Here is an 18,313-nt window from a genome sequence, read left to right as displayed (position 1 = left end):
GTCCGCCGCCGCTGAGCAGGAGCGCCGGACCGGTGAGCGCGTCGGTAACGCGGGGCGGCGCCGGCGACCTACGATCCCCCCGTGGACCAGGAGCGGGACCAGACGCCGGGCGCGGCGGAGAAACAGGCCTGGCTGCGTTCCCTCGAGCTGGACGAGCACCTGTCGGCGCACAGCCTGCGGGCCTACGCCGGGGACCTGGAGGGCTTGCTGGAGCACCTGCACCGGCTGGGCCGCTCGCGTCTGCAGGAGGTGGAGCTGGCCGACCTGCGCAGCTGGCTGGCCAACCAGCAGACCCGGGGGATGGCCCGCAGCACCCTGCAGCGCCGCGCCGCCGCCGTGCGCGGGTTCTTCGCCTGGCTGCACCGCGGCGGCGTGATCGACCACGACCCCGCCCAGACGCTCCGCTCGCCACGGCTGGGGCGCCGGCTGCCGCCCACCCTGGAGCAGGCCACGGCCGAGGAGGTGCTGCGGCGGGCGATCGAGGCGGTGGCCGCCGAGGACACCCCTCCCGCCCGCCGCGACGTCGCCCTGCTGGAGGTGCTCTACGCCTGCGGCATCCGGGTCTCCGAGCTCTGCGGGCTCGACCTGGGGTCGCTGGACCACGAGCGCCGGCTGCTGCGCGTGCTGGGCAAGGGGGACAAGCAGCGCAGCGTGCCCGTCGGAGGCCCGGCCTGGCGGGCCCTGCTGGCCTGGCTGGAGGTCCGTGACCAGCTGGCCGGCCCCTCCGCCGGTCCGGCGGTGTTCGTCGGCGAGCGGGGGGCGCGGATCGACCAGCGGGTGGTGCGACGGATCGTGCACCGGGCGCTGGCCGTCGTCCCGGGCGCTCCCGACCTCGGACCACACGGTCTGCGCCACGCCATGGCCACCCACCTGCTCGAGGGCGGGGCGGACCTCAGGAGCGTGCAGGAGCTGCTCGGCCACGCCTCGCTGGCCACCACGCAGATCTACACCCACGTCACCAACGACCGCCTGCGCGCCGCCTTCGAGCAGGCCCACCCCCGCGCATGACGACGCAGCACCGCCCAGGAGCCTGACGTGGCCGGCGAGCCCCGACCGGTGGTCAAGGTGTACACGGTGCTGCTGGACCCGGGCCGACGCCGGCACCTCGTCTGGCGGGGTGAGGACGAGACGACCCCCGAGGGTGCCTTCCACCGTCCCCTCGGCGGGCACCTGGAGCTCGGTGAGCACAGCCGCGAGGGGGCCGTCCGGGAGATCGAGGAGGAGCTGGGGGAGAAGCTGGAGGACGTCGAGCTGCTCGGCGTGCTCGAGACGGTCTTCACCTTCCGCCGCGCGCTGGGCCACGAGGTCGTCTTCGTGTACGCCGCCACGCTCCCGGACGCCGGCGTCCCCGACGCCGGTGCCTGGCGCAGCGACGGAGGAGCGCCCATCTGGGTCGAGTGGCGCGACGTCGCCGGCGCACCCCTGCCGCTCCACCCCGAGGGCCTGCAGGAGCTCGTCGACCGGTGGCTGGCCCGACCGGGACCTCACAGCCACTCCTGAGGATCGACCAGGACGCCGTCCACCCACATCATCAGGTGCAGGTGGCATCCGGTGGAGTAGCCGGTGCTGCCCACCCGTCCGACCACCTGGCCCCGGGTCACCTCCGCGCCCACGCCGACGGAGTAGCCGAGGGCGTGGTTGTAGGAGGTGCGGAAGCGGTGGCCCCCGACCCTCCCGTGGTCGACCACCAGGCGCTCGCCGTAGGCGGGGTGGCTGACCCGCTCGACCACCGTGCCGCCCCGGGCGGCGCGCATGCCGGTGCCGCAGGGGACCCCGAAGTCGGTGCCGTCGTGGAGCCGGACCACGCCCAGCACCGGGTGCAGCCGCGGCCCGAAGGGCGAGGTCACCGGACCGGCCACCGGGGCGACGAACCCGTGCGCCCCCGGTCGTCCTGCCGGCGCGGTCCCCGCGGCCACCGCGGCGGCGCGGGTTCGCGCCGCAGCCCTGGCACGGGCGTCGCTGCCCGACGGCAGCAGCCGCAGCGTCGCCGCCGAGCGGTCGTCGTGCGGCAGCAGGGTCGGGTCGAGGTACTCCTCACCCCGCAGCAGGCCCCAGTGCAGGCAGGCCTCCGATGGGGTGCCGCAGTGCCCGCGCTGCAGCCGGCCCACCACCTGGCCCGCCCGGACCCGGGTGCCGACGGACACGGTGGCCCGCACCGGCTCGTAGGTGGTGCGCAGCGGACCGTGGCCGATGGTCAGCACCGGGCGCCCGGCGACCTGCCCGGCGAAGAGCACCACGCCGTCGGCGGCGGCCAGCACCTCCGCACCCACCGGCGCGGACAGGTCCACCCCGCGGTGACCGGCCCCCCACCGCTCGGCGGGTGGGGAGAAGCCCCGCACCACCACGGGTACCCCGGCCAGCGGCCAGCCGGCCTCCTGCGGCCAGCCGGGCTCCGCCGCTGCCCGGGGGGCGGTGAGCAGCGCCGCCAGGACGACGAGGACGAGCAGGCCGGGGAGCCGGCGACCAGGCACCGGTGCAGGAGTCAGCACGTCCCCACCGTGGCACCCGGAGCGGTGCGTGGTCGCCGGGCGGCGGCGACCTGTGGACAGTGCTCGGGAGCCGTCGGAGGCTGTGGAGGACGTCAGTCAGCGGCGACCAGGACCAGGGCGGCGACCCGCCACAACCCGTTCAGACCGAGAGCGCGTCGTCGCGCCTCGGTGATGGTGCCCATGACCGTAGTGATCGTTCACCTTGGGCGTCGAGGGTGGGGCGGGCGCTAGCGTGGGGGCCATGGTGCCGGCCCCGTTGAGCCGTCGATCGGTGCTGGCGACCGCGACCGCGTCCGCCCTGGTGGCCTGCTCGCCGTCGCTCGCCCGGTCCGACCGCACCCCCGACCCCGAGCAGGAGGCGAGCGTGGCACCGACCCGGGTGGCCTACGGCCCCGAGCCCCAGCAGTTCGGTGAGCTGCACCGGCCCGACGGTCGCTCCCGGGGCACCGTGGTCGTGGTGCACGGCGGCTTCTGGCAGGACCGGTACGACCTGCGCTACGGCCGCCCGCTCGCCGCCGACCTGGCCGCCCGCGGCTGGACGGCGTGGAACATCGAGTACCGCCGGGTCGGCGGGGGCGGCGGCTGGCCGACCACCTTCACCGACGTCGCCGCGGCCGTCGACCACCTGGCCCGCCTCGACGTGGACACCAGCGCGGTGGTCGCGGTGGGCCACAGCGCCGGGGGCCACCTGGCCGTCTGGGCCGCCGGCCGGGGCGGGTTGCCCGAAGGTGCCCCCGGCAGCGACCCGGTGGTCGAGCTGGCCGCCGTCGTCTCCCAGGCGGGGGTGCTGGACCTCACCGCCGCCGCCGACCAGGGCGTGGGCGGCACCGCGGCCCTCGACCTGATGGGCGGCACCCCCGAGCAGCACCCCGACCGCTACCGCCTGGCCGACCCCGCCCTGGCCGTCCCGCTCGGGGTCCCGGTGGTCTGCGTGCACTCCCCGGCGGACGCGCTGGTGCCGATCGACCAGAGCCGTCGCTACGTCGATGCCTCCACCGCGGCCGGTGGCCACGCCCGGCTGGTCGAGGTCGAGGGGGACCACTTCGCGGTGATCGACCCGGCCTCCCCGGCCTGGGACGGCGGCCGGTTCGTCGAAGTGGCTTTGTCCGACCGACCTGACTAGACTCACCCCGGCAACCCGGCCGTCCGGGTTGACTTCGCATGCAGAGACGCCGTCCTCACCGACGGCCCGTGTCCTCCTCAACGGTCCCTCCGGGGCAGGAGGCCGGTCTGCGTCAGGCGGCGTCGAAGAGCTCGACGCCGGGCAACCGCACGGTGCGCCGAGCGCACCAAGGAAAGGAGACGGCCATGGCCGTCGTCACCACCCGCCAGCTGCTCGAGAGCGGTGTCCACTTCGGGCACCAGACCCGCCGCTGGAACCCCAAGATGAAGCGCTTCATCTTCACCGAGCGCAACGGCATCTACATCATCGACCTGCAGCAGTCGCTGACCTACATCGACCGCGTGTACGCCTTCGTCAAGGAGACCGTGGGCAAGGGCGGCGTCGTCCTGTTCGTGGGCACCAAGAAGCAGGCCCAGGAGGCCATCGCCGAGCAGGCCGCGCGCGTGGGCATGCCCTTCGTGAACCAGCGCTGGCTCGGTGGCATGCTCACCAACTTCGGCACCGTGAGCAAGCGGATCCAGCGTCTGAAGGAGCTGGAGAACATGGACTTCGACGACGTCGCCGCGTCGGGGCTCACCAAGAAGGAGCTGCTGATCCTGCGCCGCGAGAAGGACAAGCTGGCCAAGACCCTCAGCGGCATCCGCGACATGGCCCGCACCCCGCAGGCGGTCTGGATCGTGGACACCAACAAGGAGCACCTGGCCGTCGACGAGGCCCGCAAGCTGAAGATCCCGGTGATCGGCATCCTCGACACCAACTGCGACCCCGACATGGTCGACTTCGCCATCCCCGGCAACGACGACGCCATCCGCTCGGTCGCGCTGCTGACCCGTGTGCTGGCCGACGCCGTCGCCGAGGGCCTGATGTCGCGCTCCGGTGCCCAGCAGACCGGTGAGGAGACCGAGGCCGAGCCCATGCCGGACTGGGAGCGCGACCTGCTCGCCGGCGCCGAGGCCACCGCGGCCGTCGAGGCCCCCGCGGCCGAGAGCCAGCCCGCTGCCGACGCCGCCGAGCCGACCGCTGACGTCCTCAGCACCGACGTCGACGTGGAGGCCACCGTGGCCGACGAGGCCGAGGCCCCGGCCGTCGAGGCCGGCACCGCCACCGACGGCGCCCAGGCCGGTGGCACCACCACCGGCGACACCTCCGCCAGCTGACCCGCGCCGGAGGCGGGTCCGTCCCGCCTCCGGCACCCGCACCGCTCCTGCCCGGGCGGGCGAGGACCTCGCCCGCCCCGCACCACGAGAAGAGGACACAGATGGCATCGTTCGCCGCATCCGACGTGAAGAAGCTCCGCGACGCCACCGGCGCGGGGATGATGGACGCCAAGAAGGCCCTGACCGAGGCCGACGGCGACTTCGACAAGGCCGTGGAGGTCCTGCGGGTCTCCGGTCAGGCCAAGGCCGCCAAGCGCGGCTCCGAGCGCGAGGCCAGCAACGGCCTCGTGGCCAGCCAGGGCAGCGCGCTGATCCAGCTCGGCGCCGAGACCGACTTCGTGGCCAAGAACGACGAGTTCGTCGCGCTGGCCGACGCGATCGCCTCCGCGGTCGACCAGGGCGGTGCGGACGACGTGGAGTCGGCCCTCGCGATGCCGCTGGCCAGCGGCGGCACCGTGGCCGAGGGGATCCAGTCCCTGGCCGCCAAGATCGGTGAGAAGCTCGAGCTCAAGGGCGTCGCCCGCTTCGACGGCAGCACCACTGTCTACCTGCACCGCCGCGCCAGCGACCTCCCGCCCCAGGTGGGCGTGCTGGTCGAGTACGACGGCCAGGACGAGACCCTGGTCCGCTCCGTGGCCATGCAGGTCGCGGCCATGCGCCCGGCCTACGTGACCCGCGAGGAGGTGCCGGCGGAGACCGTGGCCAACGAGCGCCGCATCGCCGAGGCCACCGCCCGCGAGGAGGGCAAGCCCGAGCAGGCCATCGCCCGCATCGTCGAGGGTCGCCTCAACGGCTACTACAAGGACGTCGTGCTGGTCGACCAGCCCTACGTCTCCGACGACAAGAAGTCGGTCGGCCAGGTCCTCCAGGCCGCCGGGGTCTCGGTGTCCCGCTTCGCCCGCTTCGAGGCCGCCGGTTCCTGACCGGCCCCTCCCGCCGCCCGGGCGCCTACCCCGGTCGGCGACCACCCGACGCTAGGCTGACATGCGCCGCAGGGCACGCCCTGCGGCGCATGCTGCCTGCTGGGGCCCACCCCGACCACCGAACGAGGAGTCCACGAGTTGCCTGCCTACAAGCGCGTCCTGCTCAAGCTGTCGGGTGAGGCCTTCGGAGGCGGTCGCATCGGCGTCGACCCCGACGTGATCTCCAGCATCGCCGCCCAGATCGCCGAGGTGGTGAGCCAGGGCGTGCAGGTCGCCATCGTGGTGGGCGGGGGCAACTTCTTCCGCGGGGCGGAGCTGCAGCAGCGAGGCATGGAGCGCGACCGGGCCGACTACATGGGCATGCTGGGCACGGTGATGAACTGCCTGGCGCTGCAGGACTTCTGCGAGAAGAGCGGGGTCGACACCCGTGTCCAGACCGCGATCACCATGGGCCAGGTGGCCGAGCCCTACATCCCGCGCCGCGCCGAGCGCCACCTCGAGAAGGGCCGCGTGGTCATCTTCGGCGCCGGCTCGGGGATGCCGTACTTCTCCACCGACACCGTGGCCGCCCAGCGCGCCCTCGAGATCGGCGCCGAGGTGCTGCTGATGGCCAAGAACGGCGTGGACGGGGTCTACGACTCCGACCCCCGGGAGAACCCCGACGCCGTCCGCTACGACACCCTCAGCTACGACACCTTCCTGGCCAAGAACCTCAAGGTGGCCGACGCCACCGCGATCAGCATGGCCCGTGACTACCGGCTGCCGATGGTGTTCTTCTCCCTCGACGTCGAGGGCAACATCGCCCGGGTCGTCGCGGGTGAGAAGATCGGCACCACGGTCCACGCCTGAGCGACGCAGCACGCGGCGCCCGGCGCGCCACCCCGAGCACGCACCACGAAGAGAACGAGAGAGGAACGATCACCGTGATCGCCGACATCATCACCGAGGCTGAGTTCAAGATGGCCGGGGCCGTGGAGTACGCCAAGGAGGAGTTCGCCGCGATCCGCACCGGGCGCGCCCACCCGGCCATGTTCAACAAGATCACCGCCGAGTACTACGGCGCCTCCACCCCGCTGCAGCAGCTGGCCACCTTCCAGGTGCCGGACGCCCGGATGGTGCTGATCACGCCCTACGACGCCTCGTCGATGAACGCCATCGAGAAGGCCATCCGCGACTCCGACCTGGGCGTCAACCCGTCCAACGACGGCAAGTCCATCCGCGTGACGCTGCCCCAGCTCACCGAGGACCGGCGCAAGGAGTACATCAAGCTGGCCCGGACCAAGGCCGAGGACGCCCGGATCTCGGTGCGCGGGGCCCGTCGGACCGCCAAGGACGCCCTGGACAAGATGGTCAAGGACAAGGAGGTCGGTGAGGACGAGGTGACCCGCGCGGAGAAGCAGCTCGACGCGGCCACCAAGAAGCACACCGACGCCATCGACGAGGTGCTGAAGGGCAAAGAAACCGAATTGCTCGAGGTCTGAGTGAGCGACCCCGACATCCCGCCGGGGTCGGCGTCGCCGCCGCGGGCGCACACCCCGCCCGCCGGTCCCGACCACGGGCGCGCCGGGCGCAACCTGCCGGCGGCGATCGGTGTGGGGGTGGGGCTCGGCGCCCTGCTGCTGCTCAGCCTGTGGAAGTTCCAGCTCGGCTTCGCCGTCTTCGTGGCGGTGGCGCTGGCCCAGGGTGCGGTGGAGATCGGCCAGGCGCTGCGCCGGCTGCAGATGCACGCCGCCGTCGTGCCGATCGTGGCCGGCACCTTCCTGATCGTGGTGGGCTCCTACTTCGCCGGCCAGCGCGACGTGGCCCCGGCCAGCTCGACGTCGATCCTGCTCGGGGCGATGGGGCTGACGGTGCTGGCGGCGCTGATCTGGCGGATGCCCGGGGGCCAGGAGGGCTACGTCAAGGACGTCGCGGCCAGCCTGTTCATCATCGCCTACGTGCCCCTGCTCGGCGCCTTCGTGTCGCTGATGCTGGCCGGTGAGAACGGTTCGCTGCGGGTGCTGACCTTCATCGCGGTGGTGGTGGCCAGCGACGTCGGCGGCTACGCCGTCGGGGTGCTGGTCGGCCGGCACCCGATGGCCCCGCGGATCAGCCCGAAGAAGTCCTGGGAGGGGTTCGCGGGCTCGATGGTGCTCGGCTGCGTGGTGGCCGTGCTGATGGTGACGCTCACCCTGGACGCCCCGCTGTGGGTCGGTTTGGTGGTGGGTGCCACGCTGGTGGGGATCGGCGTCTGCGGAGACCTGATCGAGTCCCTGATCAAGCGCGACGTCGGGATCAAGGACATGAGCTCGATCCTTCCCGGCCACGGCGGCGTGATGGACCGTCTCGACTCCCTCCTGGTGGCGGCCCCCGTGGCGTGGCTGGCCATGTACCTGCTGATCCCCGGCGGCTGACCAGCCCCTGTCCCTGGAGCACCCATGACCGACCAGACCTTCGACTTCGAGGCCGTCGTCCCCGACGACGCCCCCGCCCTGCCCCTGGTGATGACCGCGCCCCGGCGCGGCAAGCCGCCGGAGCACTGGAGCGACCTCGACGCCGCCGGCCGGCGGGAGCGCGTCGTCGCCGCCGGCCTCCCCGCCTTCCGCGCCCAGCAGCTCTCGCGGCACTGGTACGAGCGGCTGGAGGAGGACCCCTCGGGGTGGACCGACCTGCCCACCGACATCCGCGGCGACGTGGCCCAGTTCTTCCCGACCCTGCTCAACCCGGTCCGCACCCTCAGCTGCGACGACGGCACCACCGTGAAGTCGCTCTGGCGGCTGCACGACGGGGCGCTGGTGGAGAGCGTGCTGATGCGCTACGGCGCCCGCCGCCCGGGGAGCCGCAGCACCATCTGCATCTCCTCCCAGGCCGGCTGCGGGATGGCCTGCCCGTTCTGCGCCACCGGGCAGAACGGTCTGCAGCGCAACATGAGCACCGCCGAGATCGTCGAGCAGGTGGTGGCCGGTGCCCGGACCCTGGCCCGCGGCGAGGTCACCGGCGGCCCGGGACGCATCAACAACGTCGTCTTCATGGGCATGGGCGAGCCGATGGCGAACTACCGCGCGGTGATCCAGGCCATCCGCACCATCACCGCCCCCGCCCCCGACGGCCTCGGCGTGGGTGCCCGCGGGGTGACGCTGTCCACCGTCGGCCTGGTGCCACGGATCGAGCAGCTGACCGGGGAGGGGCTGCCGATCACCCTGGCGGTCAGCCTGCACGCCGCCGACGACGAGCTCCGCGACACCCTGGTGCCGATCAACACCCGGCACAAGGTGGACGAGGTGGTCGACGCCGCCTGGGAGTACGCGCGCACCACCAAGCGGCGGGTCTCCATCGAGTACGCGCTGATCAAGGACATCAACGACCAGGCCTGGCGCGCGGACCTGCTGGCGAAGGTGCTCAAGCGCCGCGGCGACTGGGGCTGGGTGCACGTCAACCTGATCCCGCTGAACCCGACGCCCGGCTCGAAGTGGACCGCCTCGCGGCCCGAGGACGAGCGCGAGTTCGTCCGCCGCCTCACCGCCCACGGCGTGCCGGTCACCGTCCGCGACACCCGCGGCCGCGAGATCGACGGTGCCTGCGGCCAGCTGGCCGCCAGCGAGGCCTGAGGCGCGGTGGCGGGCTTCACCGGCTTCGACGAGGCGGCGCTGGACTTCTACGACGACCTCGAGACCGACAACAGCCGCACCTTCTTCGAGACCCACCGCGAGGTCTACCAGCGCTCGGTGCGCGAGCCGATGGAGGCGCTCACCGCCGGGCTGGCCGAGCAGTTCGGGGAGGCGCGGCTGTTCCGCCCGCACCGCGACGTCCGCTTCGCCAAGGACAAGTCGCCCTACAAGACCCACCAGGGAGCCTCCGTGTCGGTGGCCGACCGCACCGGGTGGTACGTGGAGCTGTCCGCAGCCGGGGTCCGGGTGGCCGGCGGCTGCTGGGGGACCACCCCGGAGGTGCTCGCCCGGATCCGCCGCGACCTGGCCGGACGCCCCGGCGACGAGCTGGAACGGGTCCTGGCCGACGCCCGCTCCCGCGGCCTGGAGGTCGGCGGGGACACCCTGCGGACCGCCCCCCGCGGGTGGAGCAGGGACCACCCGCGGATCGAGCTGCTGCGTCGCACCTCGCTGCACCTGTCCCGCGGCTACGGCTTCGAGCCGGTGATCCACTCCTCCGCCCTGGTGGGCCGGGTCCGGCACGACTGGGAGCTGATGCGCCCGCTGGTCGACTGGCTCGCCGCCCGCGCCGGCTGAGCCGCCCCCGGCCGCTCCGCCCGACCCGGTGGAGGGCCCGACCCCCGCCAGCCAGGCCCGGCTCAGCCGACCAGGACCTCCAGCGCCTCCTCGACGGTGTCGACCAGGTGCAGCCGCCCCGCCATCGTCCGCCCCCGGCCGAGGGCCTGCAGCAGCGGCCAGGCCGGCAGGGTCGTGGTCCAGTGCTCGCGCCCGACCAGCACCAGCGGTGCCACCTGGGTGTCGTCGGCGGCGTAGTAGTTCTCGGTGGCGGCCTGGAAGATCTCCTGGACGGTCCCCGCCGCGCCCGGCAGGTAGACCAGTCCGGCCCGGCAGCGCTGCAGCAGCACGTCCTCCCGCAGCGCGTTGGCGAAGTACTTGGCGATGCCGTCGGCGAAGAGGTTGGGCGGCTCGTGGCCGTAGAACCAGGTGGGGACGCCGATGCTGCGCGCCGGCCCGTCGACCGGCCAGCGCCGCAGCACCTCCGCCGCGGTGGCGGCCCAGTGGTCCACCGAGGGCGTGAACCGGGGGACCGGGGCCACCAGCGCCAGCGCCTCCTGCAGCGCCGGCTCCGAGTGCGGCGACATCCGGGCGCCGAGGTTGGCCGCCTCCATCGCGCCGGGACCGCCGCCGGTCAGCACCACCCGCCCCGCTGTGGCCAGCGCACGTCCCAGCCGCGCCGCCCCGGCGTAGGCGGGAGAGTCCCGGGCCACCGCGTGCCCACCCATCACCCCGACCGCCGGCACCCCCAGGGCGGCCAGCCGCTCGTCCAGGGCGTCGGAGACGGCGTGGTCGTGCAGCGAGGTGGCCAGGGTGGCGCCCAGGTCGTCCTCGGGGTCGTGACCGCGCCACCAGGTGTAGATGCCGGCGTCGGGGCTGCCGGTCCAGGCCGCGGGCCCCGCCCCGAGCCCGTACAGCTCCGCGGCGGTGTAGAGGGCGCCCCGGTAGGGGTCGAAGGGGACCCCGGGCAGCCGCGGGAAGACCAGCGCCCCGCGGGCCCGCACCGAGTCGACGTCGGCCTCGTCCATCCGGCAGCCGAGGAACACCGCACCGGCCGGGTCCAGGCGGCGCAGCACCTCCGAGCGCCGGGTCAGGTCCACCGACTGCAGGAACCAGCCGGCCAGGGTCGAGGTGGCGGCGGCGTGCTGGTCGAACTCGGCCAGGTCGTGGACGTCCAGGGTGCGGCGGCTCATGGTGGCCGATCATCGCAGAGGCCCCGCTACGCTCCCGGGCATGGACCTCAGCGCCCTGCCGGTCTGGCTGAGCACCGCGCTGGTGGTGGTGGACTACGTGGTGAAGTTCGTCGCCGTCGGGCTGGTGCCGGAGAACCGTCGCCCGTCCTCCTCCCAGGCGTGGCTGCTGCTGATCCTGCTGGTCCCGGTGGTCGGGCTGCCGCTGTTCCTGCTGATCGGGAGCCCGTACGTCCGGGGGCGGCGCCACCGGCTGCAGCAGCGGGCCAACCGGGAGCTGGGCGCGGCGACCGCCGCCCTGCCCGCCCTCCCGGCCGGTCTGGCCCCGCGACAGGCGCTGGTCGGGCTGGTGGAGCTGAACCGCAACCTGACCGGGCTGCCGCTCACCTCCGGCACCAGCCACGGCCTGCACTTCCACTACGAGGACTCGATCGCGGCGATGGCGGCCGCGGTGGACGAGGCGGTGGAGCGGGTGCACGTGGAGATCTACATCGTGGCCTGGGACGAGACCACCGACGTCTTCTTCTCCGCCCTGGCCCGGGCGGTCCGGCGCGGGGTGCGGGTGCGGCTGCTGATGGACCACCTGGGCAGCCGCGGCTACCCCGGCTGGCGCCGGCTCGGTCGTCGGCTGACCGCGATCGGGGTGGAGTGGCGGCTGATGATGCCGCTGCGCCCCTGGCGGGGCGAGCTGCGCCGACCGGATCTGCGCAACCACCGCAAGCTGGTGGTGGTGGACGACCGGCGCGCCTTCATGGGGTCGCAGAACATGATCGACGCCTCCTACCTCAAGCGCCGCAACCGCCGGGCCGGCCGGCTCTGGCGCGACTGCAACATCGAGCTGAGCGGTCCGGTGGTGGACCAGGTGCACGCCGTGTTCGCGCTGGACTGGTACTCCGAGACCGGCGAGCTGCTGGAGCTCGCCCCGCACGAGCCGACCACCGAGGTGGCGGAGGGGGCCACGGCCATGCAGCTGGTCCCGTCCGGGCCCGGCTACACCACCGTGCCCAACCTGCGGCTGTTCACCTCGCTGGTGCACGGGGCCCGGGAACGGCTGGTCGTGGTCAGTCCGTACTTCGTCCCCGACGAGGCGCTCGAGCTGGCCATCACCACCGCGGCGCTGCGCGGGGTCTCGGTGGAGCTCTTCGTCTCCGAGCGGGCCGACCAGTTCATGGTCCACCACGCCCAGCGGTCCTACTACGAGGAGCTGCTGGAGGCCGGGGTGCGGATCCGGGCGCTGCCCCGGCCCTACGTGCTGCACTCCAAGTACATGACCGTGGACGGCTCCTGCGCCGTCTTCGGGTCCTCCAACATGGACATGCGCTCCTTCCACCTCGACTACGAGATCACCCTGCTGGGGTTCGGGGAGCGCTTCGTCGCCGACCTGGACGCCCTGTCCGAGCACTACCGTGGGCTCAGCACCGAGATCACCCTGGATGCCTGGCGCCGCCGCAGCCTGCCCAGCCGCTACCTCGACAACGTGATGCGGCTGACCTCGGCCCTGCAGTAGGCCCGGGCCCGGCCCCGCACCTGACACACTGTCGGGGTGCGTGATGTGGTCGTCCTGGGCAGTACCGGATCGGTGGGCCGTCAGGCTCTGGAGCTGGTGGCCGAGCGCCCGGGGGAGTTCCGCGTCGTGGCGCTCGCCGCCGGAGGCTCCTCGGTGGCCGAGCTGGCCCGACAGGTGCTGGACACCGAGCCGGCGGTGGTCGCGCTGTCGCGCCCCACGGTGGTGCAGGACCTCCAGCTCGCCCTCTACGCCGCCGCCAAGGAGCGGGGCTGGGACGCCGGCCGGGTGCGGCTGCCCAAGATCCTCGCCGGACCCGACGCGGCCACCGAGGTCGCGGGTCTGGACTGCGACGTGGTGCTGAACGCCATCACCGGCGCGGCCGGGCTGCGGCCCACGCTGGCCGCCCTGGCCGCGGGCACCCGGCTGGCCCTGGCCAACAAGGAGTCGCTGGTGGTCGGCGGCCGGCTGGTCACCGGCGCGGCCGCCGAGGGCCAGATCGTCCCGGTGGACTCCGAGCACTCCGCCCTGGCCCAGTGCCTGCGCGGGGGCACCGCCGCCGAGGTGGACCGGCTGGTCCTCACCGCCAGCGGCGGGCCGTTCCGGGGCCGCACCCGGGCCGAGCTGGCCGACGTCACCCCCGCGCAGGCGATGGCGCACCCCACCTGGGACATGGGGCGCGTGATCACCACCAACTCCGCCACCCTGGTCAACAAGGGGCTGGAGGTGCTGGAGGCCCACCTGCTGTTCGGCATCGGCCTGGACCGGATCGACGTGGTGGTGCACCCGCAGTCGGTGGTGCACTCGATGGTCCAGTTCACCGACGGGTCGACCCTGGCCCAGTGCTCCCCGCCCGACATGCGGCTCCCGATCGCCCTGGGTCTGGTCTGGCCCGAGCGCCTGCCCGGCAGCGCCCGCCCGGTCGACTGGAGCCAGGCCTCCACCTGGACCTTCGAGCCGCTGGACGACGAGGCCTTCCCGGCGGTGTCGCTGGCCCGTCGGGCCGGGCTGGCCGGGGGGTCGGCCCCCGCGGTCCTCAACGCCGCCAACGAGGAGTGCGTGGACGCCTTCCACGACGGCCGGATCGGGTTCCTCGACGTGCTGGACCTGGTCACCGCGGTGCTCGAGGAGCACCTGGCCCCGGTCGCCGCACCCGCCCCGGGGGTTTCCCCGCCCGACGTAGGATCGGCGCTGGTCACGGACGAGGGGATGAGCGTGCCGGCGGTGCTCGCCGCCGACGCCTGGGCCCGCCGCCGGACCGCGGAGCTGGTCGGGGCGCGCCCCTCCCGCCCCGTCCCCGACGACCGCGGCAGGAGGTGAGCGAGGTGGTGGACGTGCTCGTCTACGTGCTCGCCGCCGTCGCCTTCTTCGCCCTGATCATGGTCTCGATCGGCCTGCACGAGGTCGGCCACCTGGTGCCGGCGAAGCTGTTCGGGGTCAAGGTCACCCAGTTCTTCACCGGTTTCGGCCGCACGCTGTGGTCCACCCGGCGCGGGGAGACCGAGTACGGGGTGAAGGCGATCCCGCTGGGTGGGTTCGTGCGGATGGTGGGGATGTTCCCCCCGGCGCGAGACGGGTCGGTGCGCTCCAGCAGCAGCGGCATCGTGCAGTCCCTGGCCGACAGCGCCCGCGAGGCCGAGCACGAGGACATCACCCCCGCCGACGACGGCCGGCTGTTCTACCAGAAGCCGGTGTGGCAGAAGGTGGTCGTGATGGCCGCCGGACCGGTGATGAACCTGCTGCTGGCCTTCCTGATCCTGCTCGCCGTCACCGGGCTGCACGGGGTCCTCCGGCCGCAGCTGGTGGTCTCGGCGGTGAGCGAGTGCGTGCTCACCGCGCAGGAGGCGCAGCAGCGGGCCTGCACCGCAGCCGACCCGCCGACCCCGGCCGCGGCCATGGGCCTGCGCGAGGGCGACCGGCTGGTCTCCTTCAACGGGGTGCCGCTGCGGGACTGGGACCAGATGTCGGGGCTGATCCGGGCCAACCGCGACCGGTCGGCCATCGTGGTGGTCGAGCGCGACGGGGTCGAGCAGACCCTGCCCAGCACCTCCACCGTGGTCAACGGCGTGGCGGACCAGTGGAACCCCAGCCGGACGGTCGAGGCCGGTTTCCTCGGTGTCTCCCCCACCTACGAGCAGGTCCGGGGGGGCCCGGTCACCGTGCTCGCCGACATGGGCGACATGACGGTGCGGAGCCTGCACGCCCTGGCCCGGTTCCCGGTCAACGTCTGGTACACCGCGGTCAACCTGGTCACCGGGGTCGACCGCGACAGGAACGGGCCGATCAGCATCGTGGGCGCCAGCCGGGTGGCGGGCGAGATCGCCACCACCCCGGTGCTGACCCCGGGGGAGAAGGTGGCCACCTGGTTCACCCTGCTCGGCTCGGTCAACCTGTTCGTGGCGATCTTCAACTTCGTGCCGCTGCTGCCCCTGGACGGCGGCCACATCGCCGGGGCGCTGTGGGAGGGCCTGCGGCGCGGGCTGGCCCGCCTGCTGGGCCGCCGCGACCCCGGCCACGTCGACACCGCCCGGCTGCTGCCGGTGGCCTACGTGGTGGGCGGCTTCATCGCCGTCTCCGGTGTCGTCCTCATCCTGGCCGACCTGATCGACCCCATCCGGCTCCTCGGGTGACCCCGACCTGCCGAGACCGACACCGACACCGACTGCGAGAGTGGAGCCCATGAGCATCGACCTTCCCCTGCCCGAGATCCGGGAGGAGGCGCCGCCGGTCCTCGCCCCCCGACGCCTGACCCGCCAGATCCGGGTCGGTTCGGTGGGCGTCGGGAGCGAGTCCCCGGTCTCGGTGCAGTCGATGACCACCACCATGACCACCGACATCAACGCCACCCTGCAGCAGATCGCGGAGCTGACCGCCACCGGCTGCGACATCGTCCGGGTGGCCTGCCCCTCCCAGGACGACGCCGAGGCGCTGCCGATCATCGCCGCCAAGTCCCAGATCCCGGTGATCGCCGACATCCACTTCCAGCCCAAGTACGTCTTCGCCGCCATCGAGGCCGGCTGCGCGGCGGTGCGGGTGAACCCGGGCAACATCCGCAAGTTCGACGACCAGGTCAAGCAGATCGCCGCCGCGGCCAAGGACCACGGGACGTCGATCCGGATAGGGGTCAACGCCGGGTCGCTGGACCGCCGCGTGATGGAGAAGCACGGCAAGGCCACCCCCGAGGCGCTGGTGGAGTCCGCGGTCTGGGAGGCCTCGCTGTTCGAGGAGCACGACTTCCACGACTTCAAGATCTCGGTCAAGCACAACGACCCGGTGGTGATGGTGCGGGCCTACGAGCTGCTGGCCGAGCGCGGGGACTGGCCCCTCCACCTCGGCGTCACCGAGGCCGGACCCGCCTTCCAGGGGACGATCAAGTCCGCCACCGCCTTCGGGGCCCTGCTCAGCCAGGGGATCGGGGACACCATCCGGGTCTCGCTCTCCGCGCCCCCGGTGGAGGAGGTCAAGGTCGGCATCCAGATCCTGCAGTCGCTGAACCTGCGGCCGCGCAAGCTCGAGATCGTCTCCTGCCCCTCGTGCGGTCGGGCCCAGGTGGACGTCTACACCCTGGCCGAGCAGGTCACCGCCGGTCTGGAGGGGCTGGAGGTGCCGCTGCGGGTGGCCGTGATGGGCTGCGTCGTCAACGGTCCCGGCGAGGCCCGCGAGGCCGACCTCGGGGTCGCCTCGGGCAACGGCAAGGGCCAGATCTTCGTCAAGGGCGAGGTGATCAAGACGGTCAAGGAGTCCGACATCGTCGAGACGCTGATCGAGGAGGCCATGCGTCTGGCCGAGGACATGCCCGCCGGTGGCGGCAGCCCCGAGGTCGCGGTCTCGTGAGCGGGGGCGTCCTGCGCCGCGGGGGAGGGTCGTCGTGACGGCCACCACCCGGGTCGCGGGGCGTGTGCGCGTGCTGGAGGACGCCGACCTGCCCGACGTGGTCCGGATCCTCTCCGCGGACCCGGTGGCGAACGTGTTCGTGGCCGCCCGGGTGCGTGGCGGCGGGGTCACCGAGTTCACCCTCGGCTGCCCGATGTGGGGCTGGGAGGTCGGCGGGCGGCTCCGCTCGCTGCTGCACGTCGGTTCCAACCTGGTGCCGGTCGGGGCCGGTCCGGAGGCGGTCGCGGCCTACGTGGAGCACCTGGGCCGGTTCCGGCGGTGCTCCTCGGTGGTCGGCCCGGCCGAGGTGGTGCTGGCGCTGTGGCAGGGCCTGGCGCAGCGCTGGGGGAGCAGCTGGGCCGACGTCCGCGAGCTGCGCCGCAGCCAGCCGGTGCTGGTGATGGACAGCGACCCCGAGGTGACCGAGGACCCCCGCGTGCGCCGCATCGAGGAGTCCGACTGGGACGCCTACACCGAGGCCTCGGCGCGGATGTACACCGAGGAGGTCGGCGTGCCGCCGTCCCCGGGCAACCCGCTCAGCTACCGGATGCACGTCCTCGGCCTGATCAGGGCCGGGCGCGCGTTCGGCGTGGTGGAGGACGGCAAGGTTCTGTTCAAGGCCGACCTCGGCTCGGTGGCGGGCCGGGTCAGCCAGGTGCAGGGGGTCTGGGTCGAGCCGACGCTGCGCGGCCGCGGTCTGGCCGTCCCCGCGATGGCCCGCACGGTCCGGCTGGCCCGCGAAGAGACCCCGACCGTCTCGCTGTACGTCAACGACTTCAACACCGCCGCCCGCCGCACCTACGAGCGGGTGGGGTTCCGCCAGGTCAACGAGTTCGCCACCGTCCTGTACTGAGCGCCGGCCGGCTCAGTCCTGGACGGCCTTGGCCACCGAGACGCACATCGTCAGCTCGTCGTGGTCCGGCGCCCGCCCCGTCCTCAGCGCGTCCTGCACCGCCCACAGCGCGTTGTGCAGCATCCGCACCACCACCCAGTCCCGGCAGCGGTCCTCGTCCAGCCCGGAGACGTCGACCAGGGTGTGGAAGCGGCGCCGGGCGGACGTCCGCGCGTCGGGGTCGCCGGGGCGCCAGCGGTTCCACACCATCGGGGCCAGCTCGTAGCAGGGGTCGCCGCTGAGGGGGATCGGGTCGATCACCAGCCAGGGCTCCCGCTCACCGGCCAGCACGTTCTCGTCGTGCAGGTCGGTGTGGACCATGGTGCCGACCGAGGCGGGGTCGTCGACGAGGTCGCGGCCCAGCGACACCGCCTGCTCGACCAGCCGGTGCGGGACGGCGGCGTCGCGCGGGAGCGCGGCCAGCTCCTCGGTCCACCGGGCCACGAACGAGGTCAGCGGGCGCAGCCGCGGGGGAGCCGGCCGGTGCAGCCGGGGGTAGAAGCCGGCGACCACCTCGCAGGCGGTGACGTCGTCGAGCCCGAGCAGGTCGGTCGGGTCCAGCCGCTCCAGCAGCATCGCCCGCCGGCGCGGGTCCGCGCGGTAGAGCAGCACCGTGCCGTCCCCGGCCCAGTGCTGCAGGGCCAGCGCCTCGTGCTCGGTCTCGGGGTCCGGCCCGCCGAGCTTGAGCGCGCAGGCCCGCCCGTCGGCGTCGCGCACCGGCACCACCACCGAGGCCCAGCCGTGCCGGGTCTCGCCGTCCGGGCGCAGTCCCCACTCGGCCACCAGCTCCTGGTAGCGGCGGGGCAGGGCGTCCAGCCAGCTCGCCCAGGGCTCGGCGTGGGCGTGACGCGACCGGAGCCCGGCGGGGACGACGAGGGGTTCGACCACCCCGCCAGCCTCCCCGACGCACCGGACGGCCGTGCAGGGGGCTGCCGAGAACCCGTCAGCGCGGACGCCTCC

At 73.5% G+C, this 18,313-nt stretch carries 18 protein-coding genes; 15 read left to right on the top strand and 3 right to left on the bottom strand.

The genetic code is table 11. The annotated features are described in order from the left end of the window. The first annotated feature begins 81 nt into the window (after positions 1-81). Positions 82-1,008, top strand: coding sequence for a tyrosine recombinase XerC (locus BLT52_RS17605; protein WP_090595353.1), 927 nt, complete (start codon positions 82-84; stop codon positions 1,006-1,008). 27 nt (positions 1,009-1,035) lie between these two features. Next, positions 1,036-1,500 (top strand): NUDIX domain-containing protein, encoded by a 465-nt coding sequence (locus tag BLT52_RS17600; protein WP_090595352.1) that lies wholly within the window; start codon positions 1,036-1,038, stop codon positions 1,498-1,500. Here BLT52_RS17600 and BLT52_RS21100 read toward each other — a convergent pair. Beyond that, the gene (locus tag BLT52_RS21100; protein ID WP_090595350.1) at positions 1,485-2,489 is read right to left on the bottom strand and encodes a M23 family metallopeptidase; all 1,005 of its coding nucleotides are present in this window, start codon (positions 2,487-2,489) and stop codon (positions 1,485-1,487) included. The two genes, BLT52_RS17600 and BLT52_RS21100, sit on opposite strands and share 16 nt — an antisense overlap. 241 nt (positions 2,490-2,730) lie before the next feature. Here BLT52_RS21100 and BLT52_RS17590 point away from each other — a divergent pair, with 241 nt between their 5' ends. The 8 genes from BLT52_RS17590 to BLT52_RS17555 all read left to right on the top strand — a co-directional run bounded on the left by BLT52_RS17590 (position 2,731) and on the right by BLT52_RS17555 (position 9,915). Further along, positions 2,731-3,612 carry an alpha/beta hydrolase family protein gene (locus tag BLT52_RS17590; protein WP_090597022.1) on the top strand — a complete coding sequence of 294 codons (882 nt, stop codon included), beginning with the start codon at positions 2,731-2,733 and terminating at the stop codon, positions 3,610-3,612. 185 nt (positions 3,613-3,797) lie between these two features. Next, complete coding sequence (gene rpsB, locus BLT52_RS17585) at positions 3,798-4,769, top strand: 30S ribosomal protein S2 (protein ID WP_090595349.1); 972 nt, start codon at positions 3,798-3,800, stop codon at positions 4,767-4,769. Between the two features lie 101 nt (positions 4,770-4,870). Next, positions 4,871-5,692, top strand: a complete 822-nt coding sequence (tsf, locus tag BLT52_RS17580) for a translation elongation factor Ts (RefSeq protein ID WP_090595347.1) — start codon at positions 4,871-4,873, stop codon at positions 5,690-5,692. Between the two features lie 138 nt (positions 5,693-5,830). Next, on the top strand, positions 5,831-6,541 hold the full coding sequence (gene pyrH / locus BLT52_RS17575) for a UMP kinase (protein ID WP_090595346.1): 711 nt from the start codon (positions 5,831-5,833) through the stop codon (positions 6,539-6,541). A 77-nt stretch (positions 6,542-6,618) separates the two neighbouring features. Beyond that, positions 6,619-7,173, top strand: coding sequence for a ribosome recycling factor (gene frr / locus BLT52_RS17570; protein WP_172804140.1), 555 nt, complete (start codon positions 6,619-6,621; stop codon positions 7,171-7,173). A gap of 93 nt (positions 7,174-7,266) precedes the next feature. Continuing rightward, on the top strand, positions 7,267-8,085 hold the full coding sequence (locus BLT52_RS17565) for a phosphatidate cytidylyltransferase (protein ID WP_231946662.1): 819 nt from the start codon (positions 7,267-7,269) through the stop codon (positions 8,083-8,085). A 24-nt stretch (positions 8,086-8,109) separates the two neighbouring features. After that, on the top strand, positions 8,110-9,279 hold the full coding sequence (rlmN, locus tag BLT52_RS17560; protein WP_090595343.1) for a 23S rRNA (adenine(2503)-C(2))-methyltransferase RlmN: 1,170 nt from the start codon (positions 8,110-8,112) through the stop codon (positions 9,277-9,279). A 6-nt stretch (positions 9,280-9,285) separates the two neighbouring features. Continuing rightward, positions 9,286-9,915 carry a DUF2461 domain-containing protein gene (locus tag BLT52_RS17555; protein ID WP_090595341.1) on the top strand — a complete coding sequence of 210 codons (630 nt, stop codon included), beginning with the start codon at positions 9,286-9,288 and terminating at the stop codon, positions 9,913-9,915. Between the two features lie 62 nt (positions 9,916-9,977). On the opposite strand, the gene BLT52_RS17550 is transcribed toward BLT52_RS17555, so the two are convergent. Then, positions 9,978-11,087, bottom strand: a complete 1,110-nt coding sequence (locus BLT52_RS17550) for an LOG family protein (protein WP_090595340.1) — start codon at positions 11,085-11,087, stop codon at positions 9,978-9,980. Positions 11,088-11,127: 40 nt separating this feature from the next. Between BLT52_RS17550 and BLT52_RS17545 the strand changes: the two genes are divergently transcribed. From BLT52_RS17545 to BLT52_RS17525, 5 genes are read left to right on the top strand one after another with little or no spacing between them, the layout of a single operon-like run. Next, positions 11,128-12,591: a phospholipase D-like domain-containing protein gene (locus tag BLT52_RS17545; protein WP_090595338.1), complete on the top strand. Its 1,464-nt coding sequence runs from the start codon at positions 11,128-11,130 to the stop codon at positions 12,589-12,591. Between the two features lie 36 nt (positions 12,592-12,627). Beyond that, the gene (gene dxr, locus BLT52_RS17540; protein WP_090595336.1) at positions 12,628-13,908 is read left to right on the top strand and encodes a 1-deoxy-D-xylulose-5-phosphate reductoisomerase; all 1,281 of its coding nucleotides are present in this window, start codon (positions 12,628-12,630) and stop codon (positions 13,906-13,908) included. Then, positions 13,905-15,218, top strand: coding sequence for a M50 family metallopeptidase (locus tag BLT52_RS17535; protein WP_269457569.1), 1,314 nt, complete (start codon positions 13,905-13,907; stop codon positions 15,216-15,218). The genes dxr and BLT52_RS17535 overlap by 4 nt, the downstream gene beginning before the upstream one ends. A gap of 49 nt (positions 15,219-15,267) precedes the next feature. Further along, positions 15,268-16,422, top strand: a complete 1,155-nt coding sequence (gene ispG, locus BLT52_RS17530; protein ID WP_090595335.1) for a flavodoxin-dependent (E)-4-hydroxy-3-methylbut-2-enyl-diphosphate synthase — start codon at positions 15,268-15,270, stop codon at positions 16,420-16,422. A gap of 34 nt (positions 16,423-16,456) precedes the next feature. Beyond that, positions 16,457-17,314, top strand: coding sequence for a GNAT family N-acetyltransferase (locus BLT52_RS17525; RefSeq protein ID WP_197679091.1), 858 nt, complete (start codon positions 16,457-16,459; stop codon positions 17,312-17,314). A 12-nt stretch (positions 17,315-17,326) separates the two neighbouring features. Here the strand turns inward: BLT52_RS17525 and BLT52_RS17520 are convergent, their stop codons facing one another. Further along, entirely contained in the window at positions 17,327-18,241 is a 915-nt protein-coding gene (locus tag BLT52_RS17520; protein WP_090595333.1) for an aminoglycoside phosphotransferase family protein, read from the bottom strand. Positions 18,242-18,313 lie beyond the last annotated feature (72 nt).

The organism is Auraticoccus monumenti (assembly GCF_900101785.1).
In the GTDB taxonomy this organism is placed as follows: domain Bacteria; phylum Actinomycetota; class Actinomycetes; order Propionibacteriales; family Propionibacteriaceae; genus Auraticoccus; species Auraticoccus monumenti.
Note: the sequence above shows the minus strand (reverse complement) of the source record. Positions and strands in the feature narration are given on the sequence as shown.